Below are 6,450 nucleotides of genomic sequence, written 5' to 3'. Positions count from 1 at the left end.
GTGATTCCGGGGGTTCGCGTGGACTATCCACGCGCGTGATCTCTGCTGCCCGGTTTGTGTCGGGGACAGGGTGGGTGGTTGTCGGGCGCGCCACCCCGCCCAGCCCTGCTTCTGACTCACGGTGGGGACTGTCCCAACCGGAGCCAGCCGGGAGACTTCTGCACAAACCGGGCGATTTCGGCAGGGCGCGTGGATTATCCACGTGAGTGGCCTCTACTGCCCGGTTTCTGCACGACCCGAGACGGTAAGACCAGGAGAAGTTGTTCAGGAGAAGTTGCTGGCGCGGTCCGACCGAACGCGAACTGGACGGAACCGAGCCGGGCGTCCTTGCGTCAAAGCGGTGCTGAGCACTCCAGAGAAAGGTCTCCGATGCCCGAGCATGCTGCCCTCTGCATCAACTCTCCCGAGGTCTTCCAGCATCCCTTCGTCGAGGAGCCCGCGCTGGCCCGCGATCCAGCCAATCAACTTGAAGCACATCGGCTGATCGCCAAGGCCGCCACGCTGTGCGCGGACTGTCCCCTGTTCGAGCGCTGTCTCTACGCTGCTGTCGTCGAGCACGATGTCGCCGGCGTCGCCGCCGGCACCACCTCGGCGCAGCGGTTGCGGATTCGCCGGTTGCTCGGCGTCCGGCCGGAGCCCGAGGATCTGGGTGATTTCGCCGGGACCTCCCGGGAGGGAAGCCGGCTCAGCCACAACGAGGTTCTGCGGCTGCGCAAGGCCAACCCGGATGCCAGCCTGGAGACCATCGCCGAACGGCTCGGCTGCTCACTGTCCACCGTGAAGCGCCACCTGCGTCGCGCCCGCAACGAGGGCGCAGTAAACGTTGCCGCAGCGGTGCCGGTACGTCCGCCACTCACGGAGGTGCTCAGCGCGCACGCCGTGGTGGTGGGACGCGGAACCCGCGCCCGCGTGGCCTGATCGTGCCCGAGGCACCGGACTCGAACCCAGACGCGGCAGAACCCGCGCCCACGCTTGACCAGTTCGAGGCGCTCTCGGACCCCGCCGGGGGCAGAGCCTCCGCGCGCGTGGCCTGACCGTCAGTGATTGAACGGAGGTCGCCAGTGGTAAGGCAGAGCCTCCGCGCGCGTGGACTGACCCTGCGCCGTCAAGACAAGCCCGGTCACAACGAGGCAGAGCCTCCGCGCGCGTGGCCTGACCCCACAGTGCGGTCTCTTTGGACATTTTCCTCCGCAGAGCCTCCGCGCGCGTGGGCTGACCCGGGAGGGTCTGCTCCAGGACCTTGCCGATCACGCAGGGCCTCCGCGCGCGTGGACTGACCCCACCTGGGTGGCTTCGGATACTGCACCCACCAGCAGGGCCTCCGCGCGCGTCGCCTGACCGCCGGAGGGCACCTTCCGCCGCATCAGCGGAACCTGCGCGTGGACCGACCCGCTCCAGCGTCGCGGCCAACCACAGACTGTCGTCGGAACCCCGGGGCGCAGCGCCTGACTGCACGGCGCTCCGACGCCCGGACCACCAACCAGACGACCAACCGGACCACCACCCGGAACGGGTTTCGCCCACACCTCCGAAATAGGTAAGGTGCTGCTGTTCTATTTATTTAAGGCAAGCCTTACCTAAGGAAGGGCGACCTCGCGTGTTCCTCGCCTCTCTGCTGATCGGCCTGCGTGAGGGGCTGGAAGCTGCGCTCATCGTGGGCATCCTGTTCGCCTATGTGAACAAGCGCGGACGGACCGCCGTCCGTAGCCGGATCGGTTGGGGCGTGGGGCTGGCGGTCGCCGGTTCGCTGCTCCTGGGCGCGATCTTCACCTTCGGCCGCTACGAGCTCACCTTCCAGGCACAGGAGGTCGTCGGCGGCGTGATGTCCCTGGTGGCCGTCGGCATGGTCACCTGGATGGTCTTCTGGATGATGAAGACCGGCCATCGGCTGAAGTCCGAGATCGAGCACAGCGCAGACACCGCCCTCGGCCTCGATTCCGGGTGGGGCATTTTCTGGATCGCCTTCCTCTCGGTCGGCCGCGAGGGCATCGAGACCACCCTGATGCTGTGGGGGTGGGTGGTTCAGCCGGCTGCGCTGGCCGGCGCGCTGGTCGGCATCCTGGTCTCGGTCGGCGTCGGCTATCTGCTCTACCGCGGCATGGTGCGGATCGACCTGGGCACCTTCTTCGCCTGGACGGGAGCCTTCCTGGTGATCGTCTCCGCGGGCATCCTCGCCTACGCCATCCACGACCTGCAGGAGGCAGCGGTCCTGCCCGGGCCGTTCTCCGGCCATCCGATCACCCCCACCGACTTCCGCACCGGCGAGGTGCTCACCGGCTTCTTCGACGGCCCCTACTGGGCGGCAGCCTTCCCCTTCGGCTGGGCCTTCGACCTCTCCAACGGCATCGACCCCAGTGGCTTCGCCGCAGCCTTCCTCAAGGGCACGGTCGGCTTCGTCCCCCAGATGAGCTGGCTGGAGGTCACCGCCTGGGCGATCTACCTCGCCATCGTCTTCCCCCTGTTCTTCGGACGGGTCCGCCGCAACCGCGCCGCCTCACGCGCGCGGAAAGCCGCGGTCGCGTCCGCCGCCACCCCGGCGAACCAAACCCGGGAGCCGTCCGGCATCCCGAGCATCGCGGCACGAACCGCCGCGGTGCAGCCCCCGCTCCCCACCGTTGGAAGGAACCCTTGATGAGTTCATTCGTCCGTCCGCTGGTAGCCGCCGGCGCAGCCTGCCTCCTGCTGGCCGGCTGCGTGGCCAAGCAGCCCGACCCCGTCCCGGCCGGCTCCACCGACCCGTCCGCCTCCGGCAGCCCGCCCGCCGCCGGTGGCGCGCTGACCGTGACCTCCACCGCCGACACTTGCGAGGTCTCGGCGAACACCGCTTCCAGCGGCAACGTCAGCTTCGCGATCACCAACTCCGGCGAGCAGATCACCGAGTTCTACCTGCTCGGCTCCGACGGCCTGCGGATCGCGGCCGAGAAGGAGAACATCGCCCCCGGCGCCTCCGCCGAGTTGTCGGTGTCGCTGCAGCCCGGCAGCTACTTCACCGCCTGCAAGCCAGGGATGCGCGGCGCGAACATCGGTGAGACCGCCTTCACCGTGACCGGCGACCCGATCGAACTCTCCGGCGAGGACCAGGAACTGTTCGCCACGGCAGTGTCCGACTACGTCAACTTCGTCAAGAACGAGGTCGCCGAGCTCCAGCCCAAGGTCACCGAGCTCGCCAAGGCCTACGCTGCCGGTGACGACGAGGCGGCCCGCACCATGTTCGCCACCACCCGCGTCCACTACGAGCGGATCGAGCCGATCGCCGAGGCGCTCGGCGTCCTCGACCCGCGGATCGACTACCGCGAGATCGACTACCTCGCCGAGGCCGACCAGCTGAAGGGCGACGACCCGACCTTCACCGAATGGCTCGGTTTCCACCGGATGGAGAAGGACCTGTGGGTTCCCGCCAAGGACGCCCTGCAGCCGGACGGTACCTCCGCGTGGGACGGCTGGACGCCGTCCACTCCCGAGCAGCGCGCGGTGATCGCCGACACGCTGGTGGCTGACATCGCCACGTTGTATGACACCGTGCACGCCGCCGACTTCATCCAGACCCAGAGCCTCGACATCGCCACCGTCTCCAACGGTGCCTCCGGGCTGCTGGAGGAGATCGCCGTTGGCAAGGTGACCGGTGAGGAGGACTGGTGGTCGCACACCGACCTGTACGACTTCCAGGCCAACCTGCAGGGCTCCCGGATCGCCTTCGACCTGGTCGCGCCGATCGCCGAACGCAAGAGCGAGCAGGGCAAGGAACTGGTCGCCCAGATCAGCGGCGAGTTCGACAAGCTGCAGGCTCTGCTGGCCACGTACGGCAGCCTCGAATCCGGCTTCGTCAGCTACGCCGAGGTGAACCGCGACCAGCAGCGTGAACTGACCGACCAGATCGACGCGCTGCGCGAGCCGCTGTCCAAGCTCACCAACGCGGTACTGGGCATCGCCTGACCATGACCGACGAGTCGCAACCCGGTCCAGTGGACGGGGCCGCGCCGGGACGCCCGCAGGGGCTGTCCCGGCGCGGGCTGCTCGCCCTCGGTGGCGGCGCCGGCCTGGCCGCCGGTGCGCTGGCGGGCGGCCTCACGACCGCTGCCTTCACCACCAAGACCTCGACGGTCAGCGACACCCTCGAGTACCCGTTCTACGGCGAGCACCAGGGCGGCATCGTCACTCCCGCCCAGGACCGGATGCACTTCGCCGCCTTCGACCTGCGCGACGACGTCACCCGTGACGACCTGATCGAACTGTTGCAGGACTGGACCTACGCCGCCAGCCGGCTGGTGATGGGCCTGGATGTCAGCGCCAAGGGCGCCTTCGAGGGCGGCCCCTACCTGCCACCGGACGACACCGGTGAGGCCAGCGACCTCGGGCCGTCCGGCCTCACCCTCACCTTCGGCTTCGGGCGGACGCTGTTCCGTACCGACGATGGCGTCGACCGGTTCGGGCTGGCGGCTTCGCTGCCGCCGGAGTTCGGCCCGCTGCCGAAGATGGTCAACGACTTCATCGACCGCTCCCGCTCCGGCGGCGACCTGTGCATCCAGGCGTGCGCGAACGATCCGCAGGTGGCGGTGCACGCGATCCGCAACCTCACCCGGATCGGCTTCGGCCGCAGCCGGCTGCGTTGGTCGCAGCTGGGCTTCGGGCGCACCTCGTCCACCTCGACCGCCCAGGCCACCCCGCGCAACCTGTTCGGGCAGAAGGACGGCACCAACAATCTCAAGGCCGAAGAGCCCGACAGGCTCGCCGAGCACGTCTGGATCGCCAACGATCCGGCGTGGGCGAAGGGCGGCTCCTACCTGGTGGCCCGCCGGATCTCGATGACCATCGAAGTCTGGGACGGGCTGCAACTGCAGGAACAGGACCGGGTACTGGGACGGGAGAAGGGCACCGGCGCGCCGCTGTCCGGCGGTGAGGAGTTCACCGCCCCGGACTTCTCCGCGCTCGACGCCGGCGGCAAGCCGGTGATCGACCAGCGCTCGCACGTCTTCCGCACCCACCCCGACAACAACGACGGCGTCGCCATGCTGCGCCGCGGCTACAACTTCGTCGACGGCAACGACGACACCGGACGGTTGGACGCCGGGCTGTTCTTCATCGCCTTCGTGAAATCGCCCGACCGGTTCACGAAGGTGCACCAGAACATGGCCCGGGACGACATGTTCGTGGAGTACCTCAAGACCACCTCGTCCTCGGTCTTCCTGGTGCCGCCGGGGATCACGACGGGGCAGTACGTGGGACAGTCGCTGTTCGAGGCCTGAGGTCCCGCTCGGGGAACCTGCAGCGGCTCTCGCCGGTCGCGCCCTGCGGGGCCGGCGGCTGCTGTCGTCACCACAACGGGTAGCGCTGGTCGACGCTGCGCCAGCCGTCCGTCCGGGTGCGGCGGGCTTGGTAGAGAGCGGGATCGACGTCCTTCAACACCTGGTCGGGAAGCTGGTTCAGCTGCCACACCCCCGCGCTCCGGGTGGAGATCAGCACAGTGAGCAGCCGGTCGACGATGACGCCGAGGCCGGTCAGCGTCCGACGGACCCGTCGACGGGAGGCTTCGGAGGAGCGGGCGGCCCCCGACCGCCGGGCGAGCAGCAGCCCACCCGTGGCCGCGTACGGAGAGATTCGCTGTGTCATGGAAACACCGTAAAGTGGCTTCCGGACGATCTACGTCCGGTTTTTCCGATGAGTTTCGATGAATTTCAGGAGCTCCCCGATGAGCACCGAGAACAGTCCGACCGCACGCGCGCTGATGACCCTGGAGCTGATTCAGAACACCCCGGGGGTGACCGCCGAGCAACTGGCTGGCGCGCTGGGAGTCACCGAGCGGGCCGCCCGGCGCTATGTCGGCATGCTGCGCGAGGCCGAGATCCCGATCCTGTCCACCCGGGGTCGCTACGGGGGCTACCGGGTCGGACGCGGGGTGCGCCTGCCGCCGCTGATCTTCAGTTCTGCGGAAGCGCTGGGGCTGGTGATGGCCGCCCTGGACGCCGCCCTCGACCCGTCCGACGCCGATGATCCGGTGGGCAGCGCGCTGGGGAAGATCGTCCGGGCGCTGCCCGAGCCGGTGGCCCGGCAGGCCGAGGCGGTTCGACGGTCGACCTACACCGTCCCCAATCGACGCAGCGCCCGTCCCGATCCGGCGGTCACGGCCACGCTGGTCGAGGCGTCCTCACGTCACCGGGTGGTCGAGCTGGGCTACCGCTCCGAAGCCGGCGCGGAGTGGGTGGCCAGGGTCGAGCCGTGGGCGGTGGTCGCCCGGCACGGACGCTGGTATCTGCTGTGCCGGCTGCTGCGCAGTGGTGAGCTGCGCACCTACCGTCTGGACCGCGTCCAGTCCCTGGAACTGACTGCTGATGAATTTCTCCCGCCGGACGACCTCGACCCGGTGACGACCCTGGAGGAGAATTTCGCGCTCGGCTGGGAGTACCACTGTGAGGTGCTCATCGACGCGCCGGCGGACTCACTGGCCTGGTTCCC

The 6,450-nt window shown here is 68.8% G+C and carries 6 protein-coding genes; 5 read left to right on the top strand and 1 reads right to left on the bottom strand.

Translation table 11 applies throughout. From position 1 onward, the window contains the following. Nucleotides 1-369 precede the first annotated feature (369 nt). The 4 genes from VB080_RS13695 to efeB all read left to right on the top strand — a co-directional run bounded on the left by VB080_RS13695 (nucleotide 370) and on the right by efeB (nucleotide 5,243). Nucleotides 370-918 (top strand): sigma factor-like helix-turn-helix DNA-binding protein, encoded by a 549-nt coding sequence (locus tag VB080_RS13695; protein ID WP_323419012.1) that lies wholly within the window; start codon nucleotides 370-372, stop codon nucleotides 916-918. A gap of 679 nt (nucleotides 919-1,597) precedes the next feature. Further along, complete coding sequence (efeU, locus tag VB080_RS13690) at nucleotides 1,598-2,632, top strand: iron uptake transporter permease EfeU (protein ID WP_323419011.1); 1,035 nt, start codon at nucleotides 1,598-1,600, stop codon at nucleotides 2,630-2,632. Then, a complete protein-coding gene (gene efeO, locus VB080_RS13685; RefSeq protein ID WP_323419010.1) occupies nucleotides 2,632-3,933 on the top strand; it encodes an iron uptake system protein EfeO in 1,302 nt (433 codons plus the stop codon). Before efeU ends, efeO begins: the two co-directional genes overlap by 1 nt. A gap of 2 nt (nucleotides 3,934-3,935) precedes the next feature. Next, nucleotides 3,936-5,243 (top strand): iron uptake transporter deferrochelatase/peroxidase subunit, encoded by a 1,308-nt coding sequence (gene efeB / locus VB080_RS13680; protein ID WP_323419009.1) that lies wholly within the window; start codon nucleotides 3,936-3,938, stop codon nucleotides 5,241-5,243. 67 nt (nucleotides 5,244-5,310) lie between these two features. Here efeB and VB080_RS13675 read toward each other — a convergent pair whose 3' ends face one another. Next, on the bottom strand, nucleotides 5,311-5,607 hold the full coding sequence (locus VB080_RS13675) for a hypothetical protein (protein WP_323419008.1): 297 nt from the start codon (nucleotides 5,605-5,607) through the stop codon (nucleotides 5,311-5,313). A 79-nt stretch (nucleotides 5,608-5,686) separates the two neighbouring features. On the opposite strand from VB080_RS13675, the gene VB080_RS13670 reads away from it, so the two are divergent. After that, nucleotides 5,687-6,450: helix-turn-helix transcriptional regulator (locus VB080_RS13670; protein WP_323419007.1), on the top strand; the 764-nt coding region annotated here is incomplete at its 3' end.

The sequence above is a fragment of the Propionicimonas sp. genome, from assembly GCF_034927565.1.
GTDB lineage: Bacteria > Actinomycetota > Actinomycetes > Propionibacteriales > Propionibacteriaceae > Propionicimonas.
Note: the sequence above shows the minus strand (reverse complement) of the source record. Positions and strands in the feature narration are given on the sequence as shown.

What these genes read in the sequence shown, in the direction of transcription:
- VB080_RS13695 (WP_323419012.1), top strand. Translation starts at nt 370, where the DNA reads ATGCCCGAGCATGCTGCCCTCTGCATCAACTCTCCCGAGGTCTTCCAG.
- efeO (WP_323419010.1), top strand. Translation starts at nt 2,632, where the DNA reads ATGAGTTCATTCGTCCGTCCGCTGGTAGCCGCCGGCGCAGCCTGCCTC.
- efeB (WP_323419009.1), top strand. Translation starts at nt 3,936, where the DNA reads ATGACCGACGAGTCGCAACCCGGTCCAGTGGACGGGGCCGCGCCGGGA.
- VB080_RS13675 (WP_323419008.1), bottom strand. Translation starts at nt 5,607, where the DNA reads ATGACACAGCGAATCTCTCCGTACGCGGCCACGGGTGGGCTGCTGCTC.